19 protein-coding genes and 1 pseudogene are annotated in these 24,734 nt (G+C 69.8%); 4 read left to right on the top strand and 16 right to left on the bottom strand.

Translation table 11 applies throughout. The features are described 5' to 3' along the window. The first annotated feature begins 66 nt into the window (after window positions 1-66). From AAGI91_08460 to AAGI91_08450, 3 genes are read left to right on the top strand one after another with little or no spacing between them, the layout of a single operon-like run. Window positions 67-987, top strand: a complete 921-nt coding sequence (locus tag AAGI91_08460; GenBank protein MEM1042646.1) for a UbiA family prenyltransferase — start codon at window positions 67-69, stop codon at window positions 985-987. After that, complete coding sequence (locus tag AAGI91_08455) at window positions 984-2,309, top strand: FAD-binding oxidoreductase (GenBank protein ID MEM1042645.1); 1,326 nt, start codon at window positions 984-986, stop codon at window positions 2,307-2,309. Before AAGI91_08460 ends, AAGI91_08455 begins: the two co-directional genes overlap by 4 nt. A 27-nt stretch (window positions 2,310-2,336) precedes the next feature. Further along, complete coding sequence (locus AAGI91_08450; protein ID MEM1042644.1) at window positions 2,337-2,831, top strand: contact-dependent growth inhibition system immunity protein; 495 nt, start codon at window positions 2,337-2,339, stop codon at window positions 2,829-2,831. On the opposite strand, the gene AAGI91_08445 is transcribed toward AAGI91_08450, so the two are convergent. The 16 genes and pseudogenes from AAGI91_08445 to AAGI91_08370 all read right to left on the bottom strand — a co-directional run bounded on the left by AAGI91_08445 (window position 2,822) and on the right by AAGI91_08370 (window position 22,979). Next, on the bottom strand, window positions 2,822-3,217 hold the full coding sequence (locus tag AAGI91_08445; protein MEM1042643.1) for a four helix bundle protein: 396 nt from the start codon (window positions 3,215-3,217) through the stop codon (window positions 2,822-2,824). The two genes, AAGI91_08450 and AAGI91_08445, sit on opposite strands and share 10 nt — an antisense overlap. 63 nt (window positions 3,218-3,280) lie before the next feature. Beyond that, entirely contained in the window at window positions 3,281-4,015 is a 735-nt protein-coding gene (gene radC / locus AAGI91_08440) for a DNA repair protein RadC (protein ID MEM1042642.1), read from the bottom strand. Window positions 4,016-4,049: 34 nt separating this feature from the next. Further along, window positions 4,050-5,678 (bottom strand): asparagine synthase-related protein, encoded by a 1,629-nt coding sequence (locus tag AAGI91_08435; GenBank protein MEM1042641.1) that lies wholly within the window; start codon window positions 5,676-5,678, stop codon window positions 4,050-4,052. Beyond that, window positions 5,675-7,135, bottom strand: coding sequence for an oligosaccharide flippase family protein (locus AAGI91_08430; protein ID MEM1042640.1), 1,461 nt, complete (start codon window positions 7,133-7,135; stop codon window positions 5,675-5,677). Before AAGI91_08430 ends, AAGI91_08435 begins: the two co-directional genes overlap by 4 nt. After that, entirely contained in the window at window positions 7,132-8,877 is a 1,746-nt protein-coding gene (locus tag AAGI91_08425) for a DUF6798 domain-containing protein (protein ID MEM1042639.1), read from the bottom strand. The genes AAGI91_08430 and AAGI91_08425 overlap by 4 nt, the downstream gene beginning before the upstream one ends. Before the next feature lie 94 nt (window positions 8,878-8,971). Next, window positions 8,972-9,907 (bottom strand): GNAT family N-acetyltransferase, encoded by a 936-nt coding sequence (locus tag AAGI91_08420; GenBank protein MEM1042638.1) that lies wholly within the window; start codon window positions 9,905-9,907, stop codon window positions 8,972-8,974. Between the two features lie 91 nt (window positions 9,908-9,998). Continuing rightward, the gene (gene hslU, locus AAGI91_08415; protein MEM1042637.1) at window positions 9,999-11,408 is read right to left on the bottom strand and encodes an ATP-dependent protease ATPase subunit HslU; all 1,410 of its coding nucleotides are present in this window, start codon (window positions 11,406-11,408) and stop codon (window positions 9,999-10,001) included. Window positions 11,409-11,543: 135 nt separating this feature from the next. Then, entirely contained in the window at window positions 11,544-12,500 is a 957-nt protein-coding gene (locus tag AAGI91_08410) for an NYN domain-containing protein (protein MEM1042636.1), read from the bottom strand. A 119-nt stretch (window positions 12,501-12,619) separates the two neighbouring features. Then, window positions 12,620-13,168 (bottom strand): annotated as a pseudogene (gene hslV, locus AAGI91_08405) (ATP-dependent protease subunit HslV). A gap of 163 nt (window positions 13,169-13,331) precedes the next feature. Then, window positions 13,332-15,944: a hypothetical protein gene (locus AAGI91_08400; GenBank protein MEM1042635.1), complete on the bottom strand. Its 2,613-nt coding sequence runs from the start codon at window positions 15,942-15,944 to the stop codon at window positions 13,332-13,334. Window positions 15,945-16,054: 110 nt separating this feature from the next. Continuing rightward, on the bottom strand, window positions 16,055-17,587 hold the full coding sequence (gene dacB / locus AAGI91_08395; protein ID MEM1042634.1) for a D-alanyl-D-alanine carboxypeptidase/D-alanyl-D-alanine-endopeptidase: 1,533 nt from the start codon (window positions 17,585-17,587) through the stop codon (window positions 16,055-16,057). A gap of 48 nt (window positions 17,588-17,635) precedes the next feature. Continuing rightward, window positions 17,636-18,463 (bottom strand): rod shape-determining protein MreC, encoded by an 828-nt coding sequence (gene mreC / locus AAGI91_08390; GenBank protein MEM1042633.1) that lies wholly within the window; start codon window positions 18,461-18,463, stop codon window positions 17,636-17,638. 99 nt (window positions 18,464-18,562) lie between these two features. Further along, complete coding sequence (locus AAGI91_08385; protein MEM1042632.1) at window positions 18,563-19,594, bottom strand: rod shape-determining protein; 1,032 nt, start codon at window positions 19,592-19,594, stop codon at window positions 18,563-18,565. 149 nt (window positions 19,595-19,743) lie between these two features. Continuing rightward, on the bottom strand, window positions 19,744-21,348 hold the full coding sequence (gene purH / locus AAGI91_08380; protein ID MEM1042631.1) for a bifunctional phosphoribosylaminoimidazolecarboxamide formyltransferase/IMP cyclohydrolase: 1,605 nt from the start codon (window positions 21,346-21,348) through the stop codon (window positions 19,744-19,746). 66 nt (window positions 21,349-21,414) lie between these two features. After that, on the bottom strand, window positions 21,415-22,050 hold the full coding sequence (gene purN / locus AAGI91_08375) for a phosphoribosylglycinamide formyltransferase (GenBank protein ID MEM1042630.1): 636 nt from the start codon (window positions 22,048-22,050) through the stop codon (window positions 21,415-21,417). Window positions 22,051-22,052: 2 nt separating this feature from the next. Continuing rightward, a complete protein-coding gene (locus AAGI91_08370) occupies window positions 22,053-22,979 on the bottom strand; it encodes an LD-carboxypeptidase (GenBank protein ID MEM1042629.1) in 927 nt (308 codons plus the stop codon). A gap of 306 nt (window positions 22,980-23,285) precedes the next feature. Between AAGI91_08370 and AAGI91_08365 the strand changes: the two genes are divergently transcribed. Continuing rightward, complete coding sequence (locus AAGI91_08365; protein MEM1042628.1) at window positions 23,286-24,728, top strand: leucyl aminopeptidase; 1,443 nt, start codon at window positions 23,286-23,288, stop codon at window positions 24,726-24,728. Window positions 24,729-24,734: the final 6 nt, after the last annotated feature.

Genomic DNA, 24,734 nt, shown 5'->3' with positions numbered 1-24,734 from the left:
GGCTGTCACAACTGTTAGATTGCGGGGGCGCTACACACCGTAGCGTCCCCGCACATGTTTTTCCCGATGATGTCCGCCACCCACACCTCGACGCTGCCGGCGCAGTCGCGCCTCGGTGCCCTCAACCGGGCGCTCAGGACGTACCAGTGGGTGAAGAACCTCCTGCTGTTCGTGCCGATGCTGATGGCGCACCGCATCGCCGAGCCGGCGTTGTGGATGAGCGCTGCGCTCGGGTTCGTCGCCTTCAGCCTGTGCGCGTCGTCGGCCTACGTGGTCAACGACCTCGTGGACCGCGAGGCCGACCGGGCGCACCCGGCGAAGCAGCACCGCCCGTTCGCCTCGGGCGCGCTCTCGTTCGGGTTCGGGATGGTGCTCGCGCCGGCACTCGTCGCGGCGGCGTTCGGGCTGGCGTGGGTGGCGCTGCCGGCGGCGTTCCGGGGGACGCTCGCGGTGTACCTCATCGTGACGCTGGCCTACTCGTTCGTCCTCAAGCAGCAGCCGGTGCTCGACGTGCTCGTGCTGGCAGGGCTGTACGCGCTCCGCATCTTCGCCGGCGGGGCAGCGACCGGCGTCCCAGTCTCGGAGTGGCTCCTGGCGTTCTCGATGTTCTTCTTCCTCTCGCTCGCGCTCCTCAAGCGCTTCGCCGAGCTGCGGCGGACCGAGCTCGATCCGGCGGCCTCGCTGCGCGGCCGAGGCTACCGGGGCGACGACGTGCCGATCCTCCGCACGGCCGGACAGGCAGCGGGCTACCTCTCGGTCTTCGTCCTCGCGTTCCACATCCGCAGCCCCGAGGTGAGCGTGCTCTACGCGAAGCCGTGGCTGCTCTGGGGCGTCGCCGTCCTGCTGCTCTACTGGATCACGCGGGCCTGGCTCCTGGCCGGGCGCGGCGACCTCGACGACGACCCGATCCTCTTCGCCGCGAAGGACCCGGCGAGCTACGCGACCTTCGGCCTCATCGGCGTGGTCCTGCTGATCGCTTCGCTATGAAGAGCTACGCCTCGTGGGGCCGGACGCCAACTTCGACGCCGGAGCGCGTCGTCCACCTGATGCCAGACGGCGAGGCGCTGCCCGAGGTGGAGGGCTCTGTCCTTGCTTACGGGCAGGGCCGCTCCTACGGCGACGCCTGCCTCAACATCGGCGGTACGCTCCTCGACACCGACGCGCTCGACCGTGTCCTCGCCTTCGACGCCGAGACGGGCATCGTTCGGTGCGAGGCCGGGATCACGCTCGCCAAACTGCTCGCGTTCAGTGTCCCGCAGGGGTGGTTTCTGCCAGTGACGCCGGGGACGAAGTACGTCACCGTCGGCGGCGCGATCGCCAACGACGTGCACGGCAAGAACCACCACCGCGACGGCACCTTTGGGCGCTTCGTCCGCCGGTTCGAACTGTGGCGGTCCGACGGCTCGAAGACGGTCTGCTCGCCGGACGCCAACGCCGGCCTCTTCCGTGCCACGATTGCGGGGCTGGGGCTGACGGGCCTGATCCGCTGGGCGGAGATTCAACTCATCCCCATCCAGAGCGACCGGATCGACCTACGCCGCGAGCGCTTCGGCTCGCTCGACGCGTTCTTCGACCTCAACGCCGAGGCCAACGCTCGGTCGCGGTACACCGTCGCCTGGATCGACACGACGGCGACAGGCCAGCGCCTCGGGCGCGGCCTCTACATCGAGGGCGACCATGCGCCAGGACCTCCCAACGGTCCCCCGCTGCCGAAGCCGGGCGACCCAGCCGAGCCGCGCGTCACGATTCCGCTCGACGCACCGGCAGGGCTGCTCAACAAGGCGACAGTCCGCGCCTTCAACGCGCTCTACTACCGTCAGCAGCTTCAGCGGGTCGTCCGCAGGCGCACCCACTACGAGCCGTTCTTCTACCCCCTCGACGCGCTCGGCGACTGGAACCGGCTCTACGGGCGGCGCGGGTTCTACCAGTACCAGTGCGTCGTCCCCCACGCCGACGGCCACGCCGCGATCCGTGAGATTCTGGACCGCATCGCTCGCAGTGGCGAGGCGTCGTTCCTGGCCGTGCTCAAAACGTTCGGCGACCTCGCATCGCCCGGCCTGCTCTCATTCCCGCGTCCCGGCGTCACGCTCGCGCTCGACTTTCCGAACCGGGGGGCCCGAACCCGCCTGCTCTTCGCTGACCTCGACGCACTCGTCCGCGAGGCGGGCGGACGGCTTTACCCGGCCAAAGATGCCTGCATGAGCGGCGAGGACTTCCGGCGGTTCTACCCCGAGTGGGAAACGTTCGCGGCGTTTGTAGACCCGGCGTTTTCGTCGAGCTTCTGGCGACGAGTGGCAGAGAGGAGATAGAAGAGAGAGGTGGGGCCCCGCTATAGTATGAGCGAAACCATAGAACAACTGGAAGGGCAAGTGTGGAATGAGCCTGACGACCAATGGTCGCAACTCATTCTCACTTGCCACGAGCTACGCAAGAAGCCGATAGATCAGTTCAGCGTTGAAGACCTGCGCGTGATGATTGAGCAGAATGTCGGCACCGAGCACCTCATGCCGCGCGCGCTGGAGATGCTGGAGCGCGACCCGCTCGTCTGGGACTACCACTATCCAGGGGAGCTATTGCACAGTGTGATGCACCTTCCGTCATCGTACTGGGAGATTCATCCCAAGCACCTGAAGCGAGCACTGTCAATTGCTGAACTCACGCTGCAGCGACTGGAAGAGACTTGGACGACGCGGCGAGAAGAAGCGCGTAGGCTCTACGGAGCCGAGTTAGACGAGATGGGATGCCGGGAATATCCGGAGGGCGATCTGCATCATTGGGCACAAGGATTCATTTCAAGCCATCAAGCTAAGCTGCCTGGCGGCTATGACTGATGGCGCACTGGATCCGGGAGGCACCACGATTCGGGTGAGGCCATCATGCGGACGAGACCGGCGATGATCTGCCGGTAGCGTGAGATGAGCTTTTCGGCAGCGTCGGAGAGCAGATAGCCACATCCGTGGGCGAAGCGGAGCCACGTCAGGGTTTCCTCGGCCTCGCCGTGAGCATCGCTCAGTTTGCTGACGAAGTGCTTCGGGTAGCGCCGCTTCGCCCACGCCTCGGAGAGATTCGCGCAGACCGCCCGCGACGAGCGACGAGCCTGATCTGTGAGCGCGTACCGCTCTTCTCGCGGCCATTGCTTCGACCACTCGAACACGTCCATCGCTGCCTCAAAGGCGCGTTGATAGATACGCAACTGCTCCACTCGATCAATAGTCATCGCGCTGCACACCGCTTGGTGAACGAGACCCTGCCGCTCTTCCCCGCCTCCGCTCTTCCGCTCCTACATCAGCCCCCGCTCCGCCAGCGACGTGTAGCCGCGCCCGGCGATGATGAGGTGGTCGTGGACAGGGATGCCCATCAGCTTGCCGGCCTCGACGAGCTGCTTCGTGATCTGCACGTCTTCCCGGCTCGGCTCGGGGTTGCCGGAGGGGTGGTTGTGGAGGCACACGATAGCCGCAGCGTTCTCGACGACGGCCCGCTGGAAGACGGCGCGCGGCTCGACGATGCTGGCGGCGAGACCGCCCTCGGAGACGGTGAAGTCGCCGGTGATGACGTTGGCCGTGTTGAGCAGCACGATGACGAAGACCTCGCGTTTCAGGTCGCGCAGCTTCGGGCCGTAGGCTGCCGCCACGTCAGCGGGCGAGCAGACCTGGACGCGCTCGCCGTCGCCCTGCGCCTCGACGCGCCGGCCGATCTCGAACGCGGCCATAAGCTGCACCGCCTTCGCCGGGCCGATCCCGACGACGCGCTGCAAGAGCTTCCGGTCTTTCTTCGACAGCGTGGCGAGCGAGCCGTAGGTCTGGAGCAGCGCCTGCCCGAGCTGGACCGCCGACAAGCTACCCTCTTTGGTCCGCGTCCCGTTGCCGAAGATGAGCGCGATCAGCTCGGCGTCGGAGAGCGCCGCCGCGCCGCGCGCCATGAGCTTCTCGCGGGGCCGCTCGGCGGCGTCCCACTGGTTGATCGGGAGGTGGTACTGGATGTCCGGCTCAGCGGCGGGGTTGACGACGTCGTGCATGGCAGGCCAGATGCGTGGAGAGGGCGTTCTCTCCTTAGACACCGCTCCGGCCGAGATATAACGTGCTGCCCTCCCGCGTGAGGTCGTTTAGCTCGCTGAGCGCGAGGAGCCCGTTGATCGTCGCCCACGGCACCGGACGCCGAGCGAGCGGCCGGACGACGGCGTCGACGACCGGCCCGACGACCGGGTGCGCACGCGTGTGATCGGCGACGAGGTCCTCGACGCGGGTGCGAAGCGCAGCAGCGAGCGGACGAGGGCCGAGCCAGATGCCGTAGCGCCCGGCGTCGCGGTCGGTGAGGCGGCGGAGCTTGCCGGTCAGCGGCGGCTCACGGCGGAGCGTGCTCGGGAGGTCGTAGACGGCGTCGCCGACGAGCCGCCGGACGACGCGGCGGTAGAGCGCGCGCCCGCGCCGAAGCTCGACCGGGACGCGGCTCCAGAAGTCGAGCACGTCGCCGCTCAGCCAGAGCGGGAGCCGCCAGTCGAACCCGTGGTGCTCGTAGACCCGGATGCTGTTGACGATCATCTTCGCCTGCCGCTCCTGCCAGCCAAACTTCGAGAAGGCCTCCAGCGGACTCGCCGCATCCTCGATGCGCTCGGCGATGCGGTCGCGCAGCCCGGCGACGACCTGCGGCGCGAGCCCCTGCGACGGCCACTCAGCGTAGTACCTCCGCCACAGCCACTCGACCGGGTCCCGCTCGAAGTCGGCCGGGGAGGCCGCGTAAAATGCGCCGCTGATGAAGTCGCCCGAGTGGCCGGGGACGAATGCCGCGTCCTCGGGTAGGCCCCGTTCGCGAAGAGCAAGGACGGCGGGCCAATCCTGCTCGTGCTCGATGGCGGTGAGGCCGGTCGCCGCGCGGCGGAACTGCTGGAAGCCCGCACTCGCAAACCACCGGTGCCAGGCGCGGTTGGCGTAGGGGACGAACGTCCAGCGCAGCCCCAGCGCGTCCGCCACCCGGCGGCTCGCCTGCGCCTCGAACGAGCGCCGCCGCCCGTAGCTGAAGCAGAGCGCGTCTGTCCGCCCGCCGCGCACGCACATCGCCGCGATCAGGCGCGAGTCGAGCCCTGCGCTGAGCGGCACGACGATGGGCTGTCCCTGCACCGATACTAGGAAGCGCTCGAAGGCCCGATCGAACAGGCGCGCCCCTTCCTCGACCAGGTCCTCCTCGGGAGCGTCGAAGAGCGGTGCTACGCCGTAGCGGTAGTAGCGCGTGCCCGTCGCCCCGCCCGCGCCGAGCGTCACCGCCTCGCCCGCCTGGACCTGCCGGACCGAGGTCGAGAGTGTGCTCGGACCGCTGGTAGCGCTCGCCAGCATGAACTCGGCGACCGCGAGCGGATCGTCGAGCTGTGCGCCGGTCCGGTCGGCGACGTGGCGAGCATCATCGCTGAGGTGCCATGTGCCCTCTGCACCGCGTCCGTAGAACAGCGGCATCGAGCGGACGCGGTCCACGGCGGCTACCGCGACCTCGCCCGTGCGTACGGCGGCAAAGGTGCCGTCGAGCGCAGCGACCCGTCCTGCGAAGTCCTCTCCCGCACCGTCGAGATGATCGGCCAGTGCAGCGCCGATGAGCAGCGCCCCGTCCGGGGCGAACGCGACGCCGCGTGCCCAGACGGCTCCGGCCCGGTGCCACGGTCGCGCTCCGCCCTCGGAGAGGTGGAGCCTCATGGCGAAGCCTCCGCGCTCGGCCACAGCGGGGTGAAGCGCGCCGCGAGGCCGAGCCACAGGACGGCGGCGGCGATCAACACGCCGGTCACGGCGAGGTCGCTGCCGAGCCCCCACACGGCCGCTCCGACGAGCGCAAGCGGACCGGCCGCCACGAGCGCATGGCGCCCGACGGCGCGGACTGCCTCCCGCACGTCGGCCTGGCCCCACCGCAGCATCCACACCGTGTGGACGAGCCAGCCGGCGGCGCTCACGGCCCCGAACAATCCGACCGCGACGAGGGCGCTCCCGCTCTGCCCGCCGAGCACGAGCGCGGCGGCTCGGGCGATGACGAGGGCGACGTTGAAGGCAAGCTCCGACGGCTGCTGCTCCAGCACGTCGAAGAGGGCCGAGAGCGGCGCGCTGACGAACGAAAAGTAGAGCCACGGCGCAAGCAGTTGGGCGAAGACCCCCGCCTCGCGCCACGCGTCCCCGAAGACGACGGCAAACGCCGACGGAGCCGCCAGGAGCATCGCCGCGAGCGGAAACAACCCGAACGCGCTCAGCCGGGCGAAGACCGTCTGCGTGAGCGCACCGAGCGCACCCTCGCGCCGCGCCTCGGCGGCCCGGACGAAGAAAACCTGTCCGACGGCCCCGCCGACGAGTTGCATCGGGACGGCGAGCGTGCCGTAGGCGAGGACGTAGAGCCCGAGCACGTCCGGCGCGAAGAACGCGAGCAGCAGGAACGCCGGGAGCTGCATCGAGAGCGTGTTCAGGAACCCCGACGGCATCGAGAACAGCGGAAACCGCCGGTACAGACGCGCGAGCCGCCGGAGGTCGGCTAGAGCGGGCCGCACCTTGCGCAGCGCGACGCCGGTCAGCACCGCCGTCCCCACGAGCCGCCCGGCGAGGTGACCGCCGACGAGGCCTGTCGCCGCCCCGCCCGTCAGTCCAGCTCCGATCTGCGCCGGCACCATCACCGCGTTCTGCGCAACGCGGGCGCCGGACACCGAGCCGAAGCGGTCCGTCCGCGTCAGCCAGACCTCGCTGGCCCGGCCCCACGCCGCTGCCCACACGCCCACCGGGACGAACCACAGCGCCATCGCCACCTCCGGGCGGCCGAGCAGCGCCGCCACCGGCTCGCGCAGCGGGATGACCGCCAGGCTCGCCAGCGACACGACGAGGCTGAGCCCGAGCGCGAGCGTCCACACGCCCGCCGCGTCGCGCTCCGAGGCCGGGAGCGGGATCGCGTCCTCGTACTTCCCCGTCGCCGCTGTCGAGAGCACGGCGACGGCGGCGAGGTAGAAGCCGAGCAGGCCGAACGCCTCGGGCGTGAAGAGGCGGGTCAGGAGTGGGCGGGCGAGGTAGGCCAGTGCCTGCGCCGCGACCGTCCCAGAGACGAGCGTCAGCACTGGTCCGGCGAGCGTCCCGCGCGCGAGCGCGCGCAGCGACTCGGGAAGGAGGCGGACGAGTCGGTTCACGAGGTCGCCTCCGGCAGCCGGTAGACCAACCAGCCCTCGTTCTCGAACGCGACCCGGAACGGCAGCGCCGCCGCCTCCTGCGGCATGAGGATGTAGTCGATACCGTAGCCCGACTGCAAGCGCCGCCACGCCTCCGGCTCATGGCGCGCGTAGGCCGCGTCGAGCACGGGCTTGACGCCAATCCCGGTCTCCGGCGGCGAGATCGGGGCGAGGTCCATCAGCCGCCGAAACCAGACCTGCATGTCCCGGTCCGCAAACACGAACCCAGCGTAGTTCGCCACGACCGCGCGGTGGGCGAAGGACCGGAACGAACTCACCGACGGCGGGACCGCGAAGAGGGCGTCAGGCGGCGTCTCGGCCCGCGCCCACTGCTCGGCCTCGCCGAGCGGCGAGGCGAGGTGGCGCACCGGGACGAGCAGGGCCCCCGGCCGTCCTACACCCTGCACGGCGAGCACCCCGACGACGAACGCGAACCCGAGCGCGAGGGCCAGCCCGGCTCGGCGCTGCTCCAGCAGCCACCGCCCGGTTCGGCGCAACGGCGCGGGCAGGAGGTGGACGAGCGCCGCCGCGATCAGGACTGAGCACAGGAGGTTCACGAGCACCGTCAGCTTGAAAAACTGCAGCTTCGCCACGAGTGTCACCGGGACGACTTCCACGAACACCACGGCGAGGGCGCAGAGCGCTGCGACAAGTGATCCACCGACTGCCAGTGCTCGCCCGTGCCGCAGCGCGCCCCGCCGGTCCAGCCCTACCCCCGACGCCAGTCCGAGTGCGACGAGAGGCCAGAACCGCAGGTGGTGCGCCACCTCGAACGAAGAGAACAGGTGGTGGAAGGGGTTGCGGAACTGGGCGTGGATGTAGAATGGCGGTGCCGCCTCGGCGAGTCCACCCGAGGGTGTGAGCTGGTCCAGCACGACCGGCCCCAGCGCCGGCAGCGCCGCGAGCAAGAAGACGCCGCCGAAGGCGAGCAGGGCTACAAAATCAGCCCGCAGTTGCCGCCCGTCGAGTTCGACCGCCGCCACGGCCTGCGCCAGCCCGACCACGCCGAGGACGAGCGCGACCTGCGCCGCCGCGAGGAGGTGGAGCCACGCCGCGACCCCGAGCAGCAGCCCGGCGCGCACCCATCGCCGCTGGAGGAAGACGGTCACGGCAGGCACGATGAGCGCCCACGCCACGCTCTCCGGGACGTGCGCGTTCGAGACGAGCGCGTTTGCCCCGAGCGTCCATTTCACCGCCACGGCGAGCGCCACCGGCACCGCGAGCGCCGCCCCGAGCCGGCTCCGCGTCACCTCCCACGCTAGCCCGTAGACGCCGTACGCGAGCGCGACCATCACCCCGCCCCACAGCACTGCCGACGTGAGCCACACCGGCAGCGCGAGGCTCGGCAGCGCCGTCAGCCAGAGGAAGTACGTCCGCACGTTCACGCCCGAGGTGACCGTCTGCACGAGCCAGTCCTGCGTGAACAGCGCCCCGTCGAGCAGGTGCAGCACCGATGGGATCAGCTCGTCCTGGTCGCCGGTGCCGTAGACGTAGCCGAACCGGAGGAAGGCCCCGACGAGCGTAAGCAGGGCAAGCCAGAGCGGCAGCGATGCCGTTTCTGGTTTCCAGTTTTTAGAGGGCGTTGAGATTTTCGAGAGGACGGCGAGCGTGAGGGGCTGGAGACGGCCCGCAAGGCGCGCGAGAAGCCAGATGCCCCCGCATCGGGCGACGAGCGCAACGCAGCGGACGGGTTCAGCGACCACGCGCAGCCCGTCGCGGTGAATCCTCAACGCCCTCTCAGCTTCTAGTTTCTCTTCGAGCACGGTCGGCGGCTCCTGCATGGCGAGAAACGAGGAACTAGAAACTCCTCCGGCGGAGGGCGTCCAGCAGGCGAAGCTCGGGGCGCGACACGCGGCGGGCGCGGACGTAGGGCACGAGGCGGCAGCCGAACTTGCGCTTGAACTCAGCGATCGAGGGCGTGTTGGCCCCGGCGAAGTCAAAATACGCTACGCCCTCGTCCCGGAGCCGGGTCAGGACGGCGGCGACGAGGACGGTCATGGCCGGTCCGGGCCGGCTGCCGGCAAGCCAGTAGTGTGCCGCCCGCCCGTCCGAGAGCACGGCGACGCCCGCCTCGGCGTCCCCGTCGCGCCGGGCGACGAAGAGGCGCGCGAGCCCGGACTCGGCCAGTCTGGCCAGGAGGCTTCGCATCGCAGCAGACGGCACGCTGAGCGGCTGCTGCTGCCGCTCGTGCGACGCCTCGACAAGCGCCAGCACTTCGTCCAGGCCGTCCACGCCCTCGGCGACCTCGAACGCCTCGCGGTGGTTCTGCCAGGCGTGCCGGGTGGTCGAGGACCACGCCGCCGTGACCTCTTCGCCGGGCCGGAGGTCGCGCGCGTAGGTGTAGGCGGGCGTGACGTGCCACCCGCCCCACTGGAACGGGCGCGCGTCCACGAGCGACGGGTGCGCGGCGAGGCTCGCCTGGTGAAAGCGTTCCGCCACGCACCCGAGGAGCGCCTGGAGCGGCGAGCGTCGGTAGTGAGTGTCGGCCTCACGCGGCGGGCGGTCGAGAAGCGGCGAGACGCGCGGCACGAGCGGCGGGATCGCGGCGGCGCAGTACGGCCCTCGGCGCTTCTCGTAGAGCAGGACGCCCGCGCGGAGCACGTCGCCCTCCCACGCGCCTGCTACGCGCGGCCTCAGTCCGAAGGCGCGCCCGACGTGCTCGCCGAGCGCGAGGTGCGAGAACACCGACGCCTGTGGACTCCGGGCCAGCAGCGCCTCCCACGCCGAGCGCATCGCCTCGTCATCGAGCCCGTGCAGCGATGTGCGGTATGGAGACGATGCGTTCAGGACTGTGCTCCAATCCCCTGATCTATCAATCCCCCGGTCACAAAATATATTGGCTCAGGTCGCGGTTCTCGGCGACGGACTGGAGCCGGTCGCGGACGTAGGCCTCGTCGACCACGACCTTGTCGTCCTGCTCTTCTTCGGGGACGGCGAACAGGATCTCTTCGAGGAGCGTCGTCAGGATCGTGTGGAGCCGGCGGGCCCCGATGTTCTCGACCTCCGCGTTGACCTGGGCCGCGATCCGGGCAACCTCGCGCACGGCGTCCTCGGTGAACTCGATCTCGACGCCTTCGGAGGCCAGGAGGGCCTGGTACTGCTTGAGGAGCGCGTTCTGCGGGATCGTGAGAATCTTGTAGAAGTCGCTCTCGGTGAGGTTGTCGAGTTCGACGCGGATCGGGAAGCGGCCCTGGAGTTCGGGGATGAGGTCGCTGGGCTTGGAGACGTGGAACGCGCCGGAGGCGATGAAGAGGACGTGGTCGGTCTTGACCATGCCGTACTTCGTCATCACGTTCGAGCCCTCGACGATCGGCAGGAGGTCGCGCTGGACGCCCTCGCGCGAGACGTCCGGCCCGCCGGCCTGGCGCGAGCCGCCGGCGACCTTGTCGATCTCGTCGATGAACACAATCCCGGCCTGCTGGACGCGCTCGATGGCCTCTTTCTGGACGGCGTCCATGTCGATCAGCTTCTGCGCCTCCTCGACCGCGAGGGCCTCGATGGCCTCGTCGACCGTCATCCGGCGCTTCTTCTTTTTCTTGCCGCCGCCGAGGTTGCCGAACATCTCCTGGATGTTGATCCCCATCTCCTCCATCCCCATCGGCCCGAACATCTGGAGCGTCGGCGTGCCCTCGCTCGCCACGTCGATCTCGACCTCGCGCTCGCTGAGCTTGCCCTCGCGGAGCATGGTGCGGAAGCGCTCGCGCGTGCGCTCGCGGAGGTCGTCCTCGCTGGCGGGCTCGTCGACGTCCTCCTGCGGGCGGATGACGAAGCCGGGGCCGTTGAGGAGGGTGCCGGCCTTCTCTTTGCGCGGCTCCGAGGGCGGGATCAGCACGTCGAGCACGCGCTCCTCGGCCTGCTGGCGGGCCCGCTCCTGCACGCCCTCGGCCTGCTCCTCCTTGATCATTCCGACCGCGAAGTCGGCGAGGTCGCGGATGATCGAGTCCACGTCGCGCCCGACGTAGCCGACCTCGGTGAACTTCGTGGCCTCGACCTTGATGAACGGCGCGCCGGCGAGGCGGGCGAGGCGGCGGGCGATCTCGGTCTTGCCCACGCCCGTCGGGCCGATCATGACGATGTTGTTGGGCATGATCTCGTCGCGCATCTCCTCGGGCGCGTTCATGCGGCGCCACCGGTTGCGGAGCGCGATCGCGACGCTCTTCTTGGCGTCGGTCTGCCCGATGATGTACTTGTCGAGTTCCGCGACGATCTGGCGCGGGGTGAGTTCTTCGTGCATGGCGGGGCGGTTGGAGACGGAGTGCGGCGTTGTACGGCGCGGCCCGGGCCGTGTTTTATGGAGAATCGGCGACGTGCAAAACGGCGTAGGGGCAGGTTTGAAACCTGCCCCTACAGACTCAGATGGACGAGGGCTTTATTCCTCCTCGGTGGCGAGGTCGCCCTCGTACTCGCCCTCGACGTCGGCCCCGTCGCCGCTCTCGAAGTCGTCGAAGTCGTCGCCGCCGCCGCGCATCTCGTCCTGGACCTCGCGGACGGCCGGGTGCTCGCTGTTGACGATGAGCACGGTGTAGTCGTACGGCATCCCCTTGCGGCGCTCGAGGCGGCAGGCCCCGCACTCCTCGAGGTCGCCGATGAGCGACTTCGGGTCGTGGTCCTCGATGTCGCCGAGCTCCTCGGAGAGCTTGCGGAGCAGCGGCGTCAGGTAGACCTCGTCGTACTGCCCGAAGTAGTCCTCGATCACGCGGAGCGCCTCGATGTCCACGTCGAACGGCAGGTCCACGATCTCGGCGAACTCGGTCGTCATCTCGGGCTGGCCGTTGGCATGGTGGTCCTCCTGGAGGAGGTCGCGGGCCTCCTCGGTCATCAGCGTCTCGGCGTCCAGGAAGCGTCCAGCCTCGATGTTGTCGAAGAGGCGGGCCGAGAGGTGCTCGCGGAACGAGACCATCACCACGTCGCGGCCGCGCCGGCCGAGGGCCTGCACGAGCGGGACGTAGTCGCGGTCGCCGGAGACGAGGACGACGGTGCGGATGTCGGGCCGGTCCTCGACGAAGTCGATGGCGTCGATGCAGAGCTGGAGGTCGGTCGTGTTGCGGTGCATCGTGGAGGGCACGAAGCGCGGGTCGACGCCGAGGAGGTAGAGCGCGCGCTGGACGTGCCGGGCGTGGTCGTCGAGGCCCGAGAAGTCGGCGTAGGCGCGGCCCACGGCCACGGGCACGCCGTCCTCGGAGAGCCGCTCGCGGAGCGTGTCGAGCATGTCGAGGATGTGCTCGCCCGGCGAATTGTGGCCTTCGAGCCGGTTCTTGAGGTAGTAGTACAGGTTCTGATAATCAATCAGGACCGCGGCGCGGACCTGAGGCTGAGGATGGTTCATGACGGATGGTGGTGTTGGGTGAGTGACTGACCTCACGATTCGCCCGACCCGTTGGCCGTGGTGGCGGCCTCCGGCTCGGGCTCATCCGGGGACGGACCGCCCGAGGGCGGCTTTGCCTCCAGTTCCAGGATGGTGAGGGTATGGTTGGTATAGATGCAGATGTCGGCGGCGATGTGGAGCCCTTCCTCTACGATCTCGCGGGCCGAGAGCCCGTCGCCGTGCTTGAGGAGCGCGCGCGTGGCGGCGAGCGCGTAGGGCGACCCGCTGCCGATGGCGAGAATGTCGTCGTCGGGCTCGATCACGTCGCCGGTGCCGCTGATAAGCAGGAGCCGGTCCGGGGCGGCGACGGCGAGAAGCGCTTCCAAGCGGCGGAGGTAGCGGTCGGTCCGCCAGTCTTTGGCGAGCTCGACAGCGGCGCGGGTGGTGTTGCCGCCGTACTTCTGGAGCTTCTCCTCGAAGCGCTCGAAGAGGGTGAACGCGTCGGCCGTGGCCCCGGCGAAGCCCGCGAGGATGGTACCGTTGAAGAGGGGGCGCACCTTCTGGGCGCTGTGCTTCAGGACGGTGTCCTTCATCGTCGCCTGCCCGTCGGAGCCGAGGGCGACGGTGCCGCCCTTGCGGACGCCGAGTACCGTCGTCGCGTGAATAATCGGAGGGTGGGAAGAGCGCATGCAGAGACCGGAGACGAGTACTGTAGGGGTAGCAGCAGGAGGCATTGTACGGTATCAATGGCTACCCGAGAGGTAAAGATACGATAACAACCGCGGAATGGTTGTGGGAACGAACGACCGGGTGGACCGGCGGCCGCCTGCGGCCCCCACTCCACCACCGTCCCTACTCCACCACCGTCAGGCGCAGGCTCTGCTCGTGCCGCCCGACCGACGCCCGGAGCACGTAGACCCCACTCGGCAGCCGCCCCGCCAGCTCGACCGCAGCCCGGCCGGGTGCCGACCGGTGCTCGTCGAGGTCGAACGCGAGCACGCGGCGACCGAGCACGTCGAACACCTCCAGGCGACCGCCTTGCGGGGACGCACCTTCGGCCCACGCCACACGCACGGCGGCCGTGCCGCGCGTCGGGTTGGGCGCAGCGGTGAGCGTGAGGGGCGACACCGTGCCGGGCCCGGCTTCGTTCGACACCGCCACCGGCGTGCCGATGGCGACGGCGTCGGGGCCGGGGAGCGGCAGGAGCGCGAGGTCCGCCTCGCGGGCGTACTCGGGGTTGAACGTCCCGCGCGGCAGCGTCTCCACCGTCCCGTCGAGGTAGAGCCCGCTCGCGCCGCCCGAGAGGGTAAGCTCCGCGATGATGCCCCCGTTCGGCCGGACGGCCAGCCACGAGACGGTTCCGCCGGCGCTCACCGAGCCCTCGGACGCGCCCGTTACCACGCGGAACAGGAGTACGCCGTCCTCTGCCGCGACGCCAACCGTCTCGTCGTTAGCGGCGACATAGACAGGATTGGAGCATACGCAGGAAAACGATCTGTCGGCCGTGACGGTCGCGCCGTCGACCGCGTAGCGGAACACCTCGCCGGTGCCGCTGAGCGCAAAGGCGAGAGCCCCGCCCGGCGTGAACGCCACCGACACAGGCTGGGGGACCGAGAACTCGGCGACCGAGAGGCCGGTGCTGCCGTCGTAGAACCGCACGAGCCCGGCCGCTTCGTCCATTGCGAAGAAGAGCGCCCCGTCGTCGGGCGTGGCCCAGGCGTCGACGATGAACGTGCTCGGCCCCTCGACGAGATCGAGTTCGTCGCCGCTCGTGTCGAAGAAGAACAGTTCGTCGCTCAGGTTGAGCGCGAAGACGCCGCCGTCGACGCCGCGCGCCTCGGGGAGCGCCTGGAGCGAGACCGCGTCGAGGAGGTCGCCGGTCTCCAGGTCGAGGAGCTGGAACTGCCACGAGGACGGCAGTTGCCGGTTGCCAACGACGGCGCGCTCGCCGTCTTGCAGGACCACCGCCCGGCGCGGCTCGACGCCGTTCGGAACGTCGATGATCTCGACCTCGGTGATCGTTTCGAGGTCGAGCACGCTGAGGTTGTACGACTTCCGGTTGGTCACGAGCGCGCGGTCGCCGTCCGGGTAGACGCTGAGCTGGATCGGGCTGTCGGCCTCGGCCGGAGCACCTGAGACCTGCTCGCCGAGGAGGCTCGCCGTGCCGTCCGCGATGTCGTAGGTGAAGGCCCGCTCCTGCTCGACGATCGTCCACGAGGCGAACCGCGCGCCGTCCGGAGTGACGGCTCCGCCCCACGCCCACACGTCCGGCCCGACGATCTGGGTGACGGCATCGGTCTGGAAATCAAAAACGGCCGTCCCGCTCGCGCCGCTGCCGGCGACGTAGCGCCCGCCGGCGAGCGGCGCGTGCCAGTGGATGAGGGCCGTCGTCCCGAGGTTCTGCTCGGTGCCCGCGTCGAGGTCGATGACGTAGTTCTGGATCGTCCCGCCGCCTACGGGCGCGAACGCGCAGAGGACCTTGCTCCCGTCGGCATTCGCGGTGAAGTCGCCGAGGCCGTTGCCGCGCACGCCTTCGGGCAGGACGTAGGTCGTGTCGACCGCCCGCTCCGCTGCGTCAACGCGGACGATCAGCCTGTCCTCGAAGCGGTCGGCGGCGACGACGAACGCGCCGTCCTCGCTCAGCACCAGTTCGACCGCGTTCACGCCGACCGTGATGTCCTCGAAGTTGCCGGTCGCGGCGTCGACGAAGAGGAGGCCGCCGTTTACCCCTTCCTCGTCGAAGCGCGGGACGATGAGGGTCGCGCCGCCGTCGGCGATGAGCACCTTGGAGTATTCGACCCGGGAGCGCGTCGTCGGGAAGAGGAACTCGAACCCGACGCTCGAGGTGGGCAGCGTCGCCAAGCTCACGTCCGTCGCGCCGGTAGCGAGGTCGATGATCCGGCCCGACTGCGCGTCGAGGTCGGCCACGACGGCGCGCATGCCGTCCGGCATGATCTCGGCCGCCCCGACCTCGCCGAAGCCGGCGACCTCGGTGGCGGTGTAGGTATCAAGGTCTACGAGCGAGAGTCCTTCGAGGCACCCCACGACGGCGACCGACGCCGAGGCGGCGACGTTCGTCGGGAAGTTGCACACGTCCACGTTGGCGAGCACCTCGAGCGTGGCGGCGTCGAGGACGGTCAGGTTGTCCGTGTAGCCGTTGGCGAGAAGGAGCCGCCCCCCGTCCGGCGTGAACGCCGCCTCGCCGATGTTGTCGCCCTCGGGGTCGTCGCCCGGCGTGAGAATCGTCAGCCCCGCCGAGCGCGCGCCGCCTGCGAGGAGGGCCTCCGTCATGCGGCGCTGCGCCTCAGCATCGCCCGCGACGATGTGGGTCTCGACCCAGGCATCGCCGTCAGCCGAGGGCACCTCGCTGAGGGCGGCTTCGCGAGCCGTGATGGTCTGCTGCGCTTCGGCGGGAACGACGGTGAGCGCGACGAGAAGAGCGGCGGTAGCGTAGCGAAGAAGCATGGACCACGGCATGGCGAAGGCGGTAAGGGGTTGGGAATGCAGCCAAGCTACGGGCCTGCCCCGCCCGAATCAACCGGTCGTCCCCGTGCCATGCCGACCGTGCCTTTAGCTTACCACGTCTGCCGTGCCAGCACCTCGACGATGCCGTCCTGGGCGCGTGTCACCCGCGACGGGGTCGTGCCGAAGTTGTTTGCCAAGAGCGCGAAGGCGAGCGGCGTGCCGCCGGCCGTCGTGACGACGCCCGCGAGGTTCTTTGCGCCGGTCACCGTCCCGGTCTTGCCGCGCACGTTGCCCCGCGCCTGCCCCTGACGGAAGCGGCGCGCGAGCGTCCCGTCCTCGCCACCCACCGCGAACGAGTCGAAATACGCCTCGGTCACGGCCGGGTCGGGGTGAATCCACATCGCACGGAGCAGCCCCGTCACGTCCTCGGGGGCCACGGCGTTGTAGGGCGACATGCCGGAGCCGTCGCGCAGCCGCATCGTCTCCAGCTCCAGCCCCGCCTGCTCGAAGAGGAGCCGCGCCGCGAGCAGCCCCGCCCAGACCGAGCCGCACTCCACCTGCTCGGGCCGCTCCGCGGGGCAGCGGACCGCGCCGAGCGTCTTGAGCAGGTGCTCGGCGACGAGGTTCTGGCTCTCCTTGTTGACGAGCGCCGCGAGGTCGGCGAGCCGCCGCGAGGTGTGGGTGGCGACGGGCACGAGGCGGGCGTAGTCCGGCTTGTCGCGCCAGTCGTCGATGTCCACGGGGTCGCCGTCGACGTAGACGCCCTCGGCGATGAGCGTCTCGCGGAGGACGTGGGCGAAGTAGCGCGTCGGGTTGTGGACCGAGACGGTGTGGCGGAGCGTCCGCCCCTCGGCCACCTCGGACTCGACCCAGAAGGCGTTGCCGCCGCGCTCGCGGCGGATCTCGCGGTCGGAGCCTTCGCTGCGGGGGACGGTCTCGGTGCGGTTGATGAAGTAGACGTAGTCCGTCTCGGGCTCGACCGCGAGGTCAGCAGTGCGGCCGACCTGCCCGGCCTCGGCGGTGACGGTGACGCGACCCTCGTTGAAGCTGAGACCGCTGATCTCGGCGGCGAAGCGCGAGGGCACGTCGTCCCACGCCCAGCCGTTGCCGAGCTCCGTGTCGTCGAAGACGTCGTCGTCGCCGATGACGTGGTCCGAGACGGAGGTGACGCCGCGCGCCTTCAGCGAGTCAGCCCAGGACCGGAAGAGCGCCGTCGGGTCGCCGCTGCGGGGGTAGCCGTCTCCGAAAAGTCGGTCGCTGATCGTCGGGTCGCCGGAGCCGCGGACGACGAGGTGGCCGGTGAGGACGCTGTCCCGGACCCTGCCGTCGAGGTAGAGCGTGGTCGAGTAGCGGAAGTCGGGGCCGAGGCCGTCGAGCGCAGCGGCGGTCGAGAAGAGCTTCGTCACCGAGGCCGGGACGAAGTTCTTGCCGGCGTTCCGGGCGTAGAGCGTCTCCCCGGTGGCGAGGTCGAGGACGTGGACGCCCCAGTGCGCGTCGTCGAAGACCTCGTCGTCGAGGACCGCGTCGAGTTGGCCCCGCCAGTTCTGCGCCTGCGCCGGTTGGAGGAGCGGCAGGGTAGCGGCGAGGAGGAGCGGAAGAACGGAAGAGCGGAAGAGTGGAAGAGCGGAAGAGAGAAAGTCCATCACTGGTCAAGACGGAAGCACAGCGGTCGAAATAAGAAACCGGAAACTCTACTGGATCGGCGTCGCCTCTAGCTCGGTGCGCTCGACCGAGATCTGGTCGAGGAGCACGTAGACGTAGTCGACCGTGCTGACCGACGAGGCCGGGCGGAGGTAGATCACGAGGTCGTTGCGGCCGCGCGCGGCGTAGACCGAGTCGACCTCGCCGACGGGGATGCCGGCCGGGAAGGTCCCGCTGAACCCGCTCGTCGTGACGAGCTGCCCCTTGAAGACGGGCTCGGTCTTGACGACGTACTCCATCAGCAGGCGGTCGTTGGAGGCTCCGTCCCAGAGCACGACCCCGTCGCGCCCCAGGAGGTCGATCTTGGCCGGGACGCGGAAGTCGGTGTTCTGGTGCGGCATGACGAGGCTGTAGCGCTCGCTGACGAGGACCACCTTGCCGACGATCCCGCGCTCGTCGATGACGGCCATCCCCACCGCGACGCTGTCGCGCGCGCCGACGTTGAGCGTGAGGAGGTTCTCCTGTTTCGTGATGTCCTTGCCGACGACGCGGGCCGGGACCATGTTGTAGTCCACCGAGTCGCGGAAGGCAATCAGGGCGCGGAGCCGCTCGTTCTCGCTGCGGGCCTCGCGGAGGCGCGCCACCTCGGCGGCGAGGTCGATGTTGTCCTCGCGGAGTTCGTCGTTCTCTTCGAGGGCGCGCGTGTAGCGCTGGGTCCACGAGAAGCCGCCCTCGACCGGGGCCGTCGCCTGGAGCGAGAGCGCCCGCGCCGAGCGGAACAGCGGCCCGTTCTGCGAGAGCAGCACGACGAGCGAGACGATGAGGAGCGCCGCGAGGAGGACGAAGTCGCGGGCGCGCGCCCAGAGGTGGCTCAGCATGGGGCTTCGCAGTTTCTAGTTTCGAGTTCCTGGTTTCTCGTTCGTCGCACCTGGTCACCGGTGCCGAACCAGAAACTAGAAACTAAGAACCAGAAACCGTTAGTACGACAGCACGCGCTCGTAGTCTTCGAGCTCTTCGAGCACCTTGCCGGTCCCGCGCACGACAGCCGTCAGCGGGTCCTCGACGACGTAGACCGGAAGCTCGGTCCGCTCGCGGAGCATCACGTCGAGGCCCTTGAGCATCGCCCCGCCGCCGGTGAGCATGATGCCGCGCTCGAGGATGTCGCCGCCGAGCTCCGGCGGGGTCTTCTCGAGCGCGCGCATGACGGCCGCCGCGATCTGGGCGATCTGCGAGCGGAGTGCCTCGCGCACGTCCTCGGACGAGACGGTCCGCGTCTTCGGGACGCCCGAGACGAGGTCGCGGCCCTTGATCGAGAGCTCGAGCTCGGGGTCGAGCGGGACCGCGCTGCCGACCTCGCACTTGATGAGCTCCGCCGTGCGCTCGCCGATCAGCAGGTTGTGGTGCTTCTTGAAGTACTGGATGATCGCCGCGTCGATCTCGTCGCCGCCGACGCGGATCGACTCGTCGACGACGATCCCGTTCATCGCGATCACGGCGATCTCGGTCGTCCCCCCGCCGATGTCGACGATCATGTTGCCGATCGGCTCGCGGACGTTGAGCCCAATCCCGACCGCCGCCGCCATCGGCTCGTCGATCAGGCGGACGTTCTTCGCGCCGGCGTACTCCGCCGAGTCGCGCACGGCGCGCTTCTCGACCTCGGTGATGCCGCTCGGCACGCAGATCACCATCTTCCCGATCCGCTTAGACCACCCCGGGTTGACCTTCTTGATGAGGCCCTTGATGAGGTACTCGGCCACCTCGAAGTCCGCGATCACGCCGTCGCGCAGCGGGCGGATCGTCTCGATCTCGCGGTGGGTCCGCTCGTGCATCAGTTGGGCTTCGAGCCCGATGGCCTCCGGCTTCCCCGTGCTCCGGTTGATGGCGACGATGGACGGCTCGTTGAGGACGATCCCCTTGTCGCGTATGTAGATGAGCGTGTTCGCCGTCCCGAGGTCGATGGCGATGTCGTTGTTGAGGAACAAGGCGGCGGGGTGGGTGAAGGTGAGCATGGGGGTGGTGGAAGATAGGGTAAACGGGACAGCGCGGGCGGAGGAAGGCAGGGCGTGGAGGGAACGGAGGGTGAGGAGGGAATGGTACGTTTCAGCGACGGCGGCACCCCTCGCTCTCTCCCTGCTCTCCACGCTCTCTGTCCCCGAACTCAGTGCCGGAAGTGCCGCGCTCCGGTGAAGACCATCGCGAGGCCGTACCCGTCGGCAGCGGCGATCACCTCGTCGTCGCGGACCGAGCCCCCGGGCTGGATCACGGCGCGGGCTCCGGCCGAGGCGGCGGCAAGCAAACCGTCGGCGAACGGGAAGAAAGCATCGGACGCAACGACCGAATTCTCAAGCGCGAGGCTCGACTTTCCCGCCTTCATCACGGCGATCTCGCTCGCGTCGATCCGGCTCATCTGCCCGGCCCCGATGCCGAGCGTCGCCCCGCCCCCAGCGTAGACGATAGCGTTGCTCTTAACGTGCTTCGAGACCCGCCACGCGAAGTCGAGGTCGGCCCACTCGGCCTCGCTCGGGGCGCGCTCGGTGGCGACGGTCGAGCGCGCGCGGAGGTCGGCGGCGGAGCCGAGGGGCGGGTTGGCCTCCTGCACGAGCAGCCCGCCCGCCGCCGTCCGCACGTCGAGCGCCGCCACGTCTGCGCCGGGGCGGGTCTCGATCAGGCGGCGGTTTTTCTTCTGCTGGAGGAAACCGAGCACGCCCTCCTCGTAGCCCGGCGCGATGATGATCTCGGTGAAGACCGCGTCGATGGCCTCGGCCGTCGCCCGGTCGAGCGGGCGGTTGACGGCGACGATCCCGCCGAACGGGCTCTGCCGGTCGGTCGCAAAGGCCTTGTGGTAGGCTACCTCTAGCGCCTCGGCGGTCCCGACGCCGCACGGGTTGGTGTGCTTGAGAATCGCCACGGCCGGCCCGGCCTCGCCGAACTCGCGGATGAGGTCGAGCGCGGCCGTGAGGTCGATCAGGTTGTTGAACGAGAGGTCCTTGCCGTGGAGCTTGGTGAAAGCCTGCCCGGGGTCGCCGTAAAGGGCGGCGGCCTGGTGAGGGTTCTCGCCATAGCGGAGCGTCTGGGCCTTCGGCAAAGCGATGCTGAACGTCTCTGGTAGGGGCGACCGGCCGGTCGCCCCTGCACCGTCGTTCCGGTCGAAATAGTCGGCAATCGCCGCGTCGTAGTCGGCCGTATGGGTGAAGGCTGCGCCCGCCAGCTCCCGCCGCGTCGCCAGCGAAAGCTGCCCGCTGTGCGCTTCCAACTCTATGGCCACGGCGTCGTACTGGTCGGGCGAGGTGACGACGCCGACGAAGAAGTGGTTCTTCGCCGCTGCCCGCACCATCGTCGGCCCGCCGATGTCGACGTTCTCGACGGCGACCGCGTCGGTCACGTCGTCCTGCGCCACGGCCTCGGCGAAGGGGTAGAGGTTGACGACCACGAGGTCGATGGGCGCGATGCCGTGCTCGTCGAGCTGGGCGAGGTCGTCCGCGTCGGTGCGGCGGGCGAGGAGGCCGGCGTGGATCTTCGGGTGGAGCGTCTTGACGCGCCCGTCGAGAAGTTCGGGCGAGGCGGTGACCTCGGCCACGTCGCGCACCGTCAGCCCGGCCTCGCGGAGCACGCGCGCCGTCCCGCCTGTCGAGACGAGTTCAACCCCGAGCGCGGCGAGGCGCTGGGCGAAGGCGGCGAGGCCGGTTTTGTCGGAGACCGAGAGGAGGGCACGCTGCACCGGATAGCGGTCGGCCGGCGGCGGGAGGTCTTTCGTCTGAATCATGGTTCGAGTGTCGAGTTACGAGCGTCGAACGACGAACGGGTGCTCGTGACATCCGCTCGTCGCTCGTCACTCGTCGTTCGTAATTCTGACGTGGCGGCCGTCGATGCGGACGCGGTCGTCGGCGAAGAGGCGGAGGGCTTGGGGATAGAGTTGATGCTCGACGGCGAGGACGCGGGCGGCGAGTACCTCAGGCGTGTCGCCGGGATGCACCGGCACGGGCTCTTGGAGAACGATGGGGCCGGTGTCGTAGGCCTCGTCGACGAGGTGGACCGTCGCCCCGCTCCAGCGGACGCCGTGGGCGAGGGCGGCTTCGTGGACGCGGCGCCCGTAGAACCCCGGCCCGCCGAAGGCCGGCAGCAGCGACGGGTGGATGTTGAGAATGCGGTGTCGGAACGCACGCACGACCGCAGCGGGGATCTGCTTCAGGTAGCCCGCGAGCGCTATGAAAGTTGTCCCGTACTCACCCAGTACATCGAGCAGCGCAGCCCCGAACACGTCGGCGGCCGCGAAGTCCCGAGGGTGCAGCACGGCCGTCGGGATACCCGCCCGCTCCGCCCGGTCGAGGGCCCCGATGCTGGGCCTGTCCGAGACGACGAGCACCACCTCGGCGTTCAGCGACCCCTCGGCGACGGCGTCGAGGATAGCCTGCAGGTTCGAGCCACCGCCCGAGGCGAAAACGGCGAGTCGCAGGGCGTCGGACACAGTCAGGCGGTGACGGGTTCGAGGACGGTGAGCGTGGCGGCCTCGGCACCGACTTCCAGCTGGGCTCGGACGCCGACGGGCAGCGTGCTCTTCGGCCGGAGGTGGCCGTAGACGAGGCCGCGGGCGACGGGGTACGGCAGGTCGGCGGTGTAGTGGCCGAACACCTCGTCCAGCGAAAGCGAAGGCCGATTCTCGGGCGGATCGGCCCCGGTGAACGCGCCGAGGACGAGCCCGCCGAGATGGTCGAGCACACCCGCTAGCTTCAGTTGGGCAAACAGCCGGTCGATCCGGTACGGCGACTCGCCGACCTCCTCGACGAACAGGATCGCCCCGCGCAAGTCGGGCAGGAACGGCGTGCCGAGGAGCGCGCAGAGCATCACGAGGTTGCCGCCGACGAGCACGCCCCCGCCCTCGCCCGGCCGGACCGGCTCCAGCCGCTCGCCGCCGGGGCCGACGACCTCCCCCACCCCGCCCTCGGCGAGGTGCCAGAACTGGGCCTCGCTCGCCGCGTCCATCGCCGACCAGTCGGGGCCGACCATCGGACCGCTCAGACCGGGCAGCTCCGCCTTCGCCCAGAGCGCGCAGTGGAGTGCTGTGATGTCGCTGTAGCCGATGACGAGCTTGGGGTGCGCCCGGGCGGCGGCGTAGTCCAGGTCCGGCAGCAGGCGGAGCGTGCCGTAGCCGCCGCGCACGCAGAAAATGGCGTCGAGGTCGTCGCGCCGGAGGAGCGTGTTCAGTTCGTCCAGGCGCTCAGCGTCGGTCCCAGCGAGGAAGCCGTAGGGGGCAATCTCGCGCGGGTGCTCGAACCGCAGACCCCGGGCGCGGAGCGCGGCGAGGCCGTCGCGGTAGCGGACCTCGTCGAGGGGCGCGCTCGCGGGAGCAGCGACGGCAACGGTGCCGGAATGGCGGAGCGGAGGCGGCGTGGGCACGGGCGTGGGGCGGGGCGGCGAGACGGCCGTTCGGAAGATAGAATCTCGACGGGTAAGAGGGCGTTGAGATTTACGGGAGGACGGCGAGCGTGAGGGACTGTAGGTGGGCCGCAAGGCGCGCGAGGAGGTCGATGCCCCGCATCGGGCAGAGCCTGCCCTGAGCGTAGCCGAAGGGAGTGCAACGCGGCGGACGCCTCCAGTAGCCGCGCGCAGCCCCTCAGGGTGAATCCTCAACGCCCTCTGAAGGCGCGGTGAAAGCACGGCCGCCGCCCGTACCTTCCGGCTCACCCCAGCCTCCCCCCCTCTATGACCGTCGCCACCACGAACGCCGCGCTCACCGAGACCGACGCGGACCTCCTGCTCCTGTTCGTCCACGCCGACACTAACCTCGCGGACGCCTTTCCGGGGACCGAGCAGGCGGTGGCCGATGCCACGACGGGCGACGCGCCGGTGCTGTTCTATGCTGGAGACCGGCGCCTCGGGCTCGTCGGCATCAAAAACACGGAGGCCGAGACGCTCCGCACGGCCGCCGCGAAAGGCGCTGTCGCTGCGCAGAAGCTGAAGGCCGCCTCCGTCGCCCTCGCCCTTCCCGAGGCAGGACCGGAGCACGCCGCCGCGCTCGTCGAGGGCCTTATTCTCGGCGGCTACCGGTTCCTCGACTACAAGACCGGCGATGACCAGCCCGCCGCCGTCGAATCCCTGGACGTCCACGGCGACGGGATCGACGAGGCGGTCGACGCAGCGCGCGTCCGGGCCGAGTCGGCGTGCTTCGCGCGCGACCTCGTCAACACCTCGCCGCACGACAAGACGCCGGTGCTCCTCGCCGAGCGCGCGAAGGCGATGGCAGCCGAGGTCGGGCTGACCTGCGAGGTGTGGGACAAGGCCCGCGTCGAGAAGGAGCGGATGGGCGGGCTGCTCGCCGTCAACCGGGGCAGCCAGGACCCGCCCGCGTTCATCGTCCTGGAGCACAAGCCCGACGGCGCCCGGAACGAGCGGCCCGTCGTGCTCGTCGGCAAGGCGGTCGTCTTCGACACCGGCGGGCTGTCGCTCAAGCCGACGAAGGGCTCGATGGACAAGATGAAGGCCGACATGGGCGGCGGCGCGGCCGTCCTCGGCACGATGCGGGCCGTCGCGGCGCTCGGCCTCCCGCTCCACGTCGTCGCCCTCGTGCCCGCCACTGACAACCGGCCCGGCGAGACCGCCTACGTCCCCGGCGACGTGGTGACGATGCGCTCCGGCCTGACGGTCGAGGTCCTCAACACCGACGCCGAGGGCCGGATGATCCTCGCCGACGCGCTCGACGTGGCGAAAGGGTACGCCCCCGACCTCGTCGTCAGCGTGGCGACGCTGACCGGCGCGGCCGTCGTCGCCCTCGGTACCCGCGTCGCCGCCGTGCTGACGCCCGAGGACGACGCCAGCGCCGACCGCCTCGACGCCTTTATCGCCGCCGGCGACCGGACCGGCGAGTGGCTTGCTCCGCTCCCGATGCGCGCCCACTACGCCGAGCAGCTGAGGAGCGACACGGCCGACATCAAGAACGTCGGCGGGCGCGAGGCCGGGACGGTCACCGCCGCCAAGTTCCTCGAGCACTTCACCCGCGAGGGCGACGAGGCTGCGTACCCGTGGGTCCACCTCGACATTGCCGGACCGGCGTTCCTCAGCAGCCCCGCCCCGTACCGCCCGAAGGAGGGCACCGGCTTCGGCGTCCGCCTGCTCGTGGACGTGCTGGAGCACCGCCTCAACCGATGAACGGCG

It is taken from the genome of Bacteroidota bacterium (assembly GCA_038746285.1).
Taxonomy (GTDB): domain Bacteria; phylum Bacteroidota; class Rhodothermia; order Rhodothermales; family JANQRZ01; genus JANQRZ01.
Note: the sequence above shows the minus strand (reverse complement) of the source record. Positions and strands in the feature narration are given on the sequence as shown.